This is a genomic window from Poseidonocella sp. HB161398 (assembly GCF_005870025.1).
GTDB lineage: Bacteria > Pseudomonadota > Alphaproteobacteria > Rhodobacterales > Rhodobacteraceae > Mangrovicoccus.
The window spans coordinates 1-1,892 of the sequence record NZ_VATA01000200.1 but is presented as its reverse complement, the minus strand read 5'-3'; the positions used below and the strand labels follow the sequence as shown (position 1 = coordinate 1,892).

Below are 1,892 nucleotides of genomic sequence, written 5' to 3'. Positions count from 1 at the left end.
CCGGACTTCGACAGTTGGAAGCCGGAATCTGGCCCGCCCGCGCGGGCTGATCTTGGAAAATCAAAGGGTTGATCGGTCGGAAAGGTGCCATTTCGGGAAGTTCTGTTGTGGCACGTCGTCGGAGTATAGCCCATTGCAAGATTATCTCTGGGCGTTATAGCGTTGCGGCATGTACACGAAGATCACCACGTCCGGCGGCCGCCGCTATCTCCAGCTCGTCGAAGGCTACCGCAACGAGGACGGAAAGGTGCGCCACCGCGTCATCGCCAATCTCGGCCGCATCGAAGACCTGACGCCGCGCAAGCTCGATCCGCTGATCAGCGGGCTCAACCGCGCCCTCGGCCGCACCGGCAACACCGCCTCCGAAGTCATCTCCGACAGCGCCCGGGCCCATGGCGATGTCTTCGCGCTGCACGAGATCTGGAAGCAGCTGGGTTTCGACAGGGCACTCGAGCGCAGCCTTCGCGACGGGCGGCGCAAGACGGATGTGGAGGCGCTGGTCCGGGCCATGGTCTTCAACCGGCTCTGCGCCCCGGACTCGAAGCTCGGATGCCTGCGCTGGCTGGACACGGTCGCCATGCCCGCCATGCCGGAAACCGTCACGCATCAGCACCTCCTGCGCGCCATGGATGCGCTGATGGATCATGCCGATGCGGTCGAGGACGCTCTGGCAAAGCAGATGCGGCCGCTCGTAGATCGTGACCTGGCGGTCGTCTTCTATGACCTGACCACCGTCCGCATCCACGGCGAAGGGCGCGTCGAGGACGACCTGCGCGGGTTCGGGATGAACAAGGAAACCGGGGGGATCGCGCGGCAGTTCGTGCTCGGCGTGGTGCAGACCGCCGATGGACTGCCGCTCCTGCACACCGTCCATCCCGGCAACATGGCCGAGACGAAGACGCTGCAGGGCATGTTGCAGACGGTGCTTCAGCGCTTCCCTGTCCAGCGTGTGATCCTGGTGGCGGACCGGGGCCTGCTGAGCCAGGAGAATATCGGCGAGCTGACGGCGCTGGCCGACCGCGGCAGCCGCAAGCTGGAGTTCATCCTGGCTGTCCCGGCGCGCCGCTACATCGAACTCGCCGAAACATTCGAAGGACTTGCTTTCGATGCCGACGGCCTCGCCGAGGCGGAATTCTCCGGACATCGCCTGATCGTCGCCCATGACCCGCTGCGCGCCGCGGAGCAGTCGGACCGCCGCCGCGCCCGCATCCGCGAGCTTGAGGAGATGGGTGAGCGACTGGCCGGAAAGCTCGACCAGCAGGACGCTGGAGAGACCGCCCGCGGCCGCCGCGCCTCCGATCGCGGGTCGTACAGCCGCTTCGCGAAGGCGGTTGCCGAAGCCGAGCTGACCCGCTTCATCAAGCCCGACCTGCAGGCGGACCTGTTCAGCTGGAGCCTCGACGAAGCGGCCATTGCCCGCGCCGAGCTCTTCGACGGCAAGCTGGCGCTGCTCACGAACGTGGCCGGCATCACGCCAGCCGAGGCCGTCGCCCGCTACAAGTCATTGGCGGATATCGAGCGCGGGTTCCGCGTCCTGAAATCCGACATCGAGATCGCCCCGGTCCACCACCGCCTGCCGGACCGCATCCGGGCGCACGCGCTGATCTGCTTCCTCGCGCTCGTCCTCTACCGGGTGATGCGGATGAGGCTGAAGGCGACAGGGCATTCCGCGAGTCCCCGGACCGCGCTCGACTTGCTTGCGCGCATCCAGAAACACACGACGCATATCGGCGACCAGACCTTCACAGGCCTATCGAGGAGCATGCCCGAACAGCTCGATTTATTTGACGCCCTGGGGCTCCCGAAGCCCGCCTGACCGTCCCGTTGTGGCAAAACTCGCAATGCGATGCGAGCAATATCAAATGCTTATCGATTTTGACGTCGAACTTGGG

The 1,892-nt window shown here is 65.4% G+C and carries 1 protein-coding gene; it reads left to right on the top strand.

The features are described from left to right. Positions 1-169 precede the first annotated feature (169 nt). Positions 170-1,816, top strand: a complete 1,647-nt coding sequence (locus FGX59_RS36685; RefSeq protein WP_138473458.1) for an IS1634 family transposase — start codon at positions 170-172, stop codon at positions 1,814-1,816. Positions 1,817-1,892: the final 76 nt, after the last annotated feature.

Coding starts and splice junctions, on each gene's coding strand:
- FGX59_RS36685 (WP_138473458.1), top strand. CDS start 170: ATGTACACGAAGATCACCACGTCCGGCGGCCGCCGCTATCTCCAGCTC.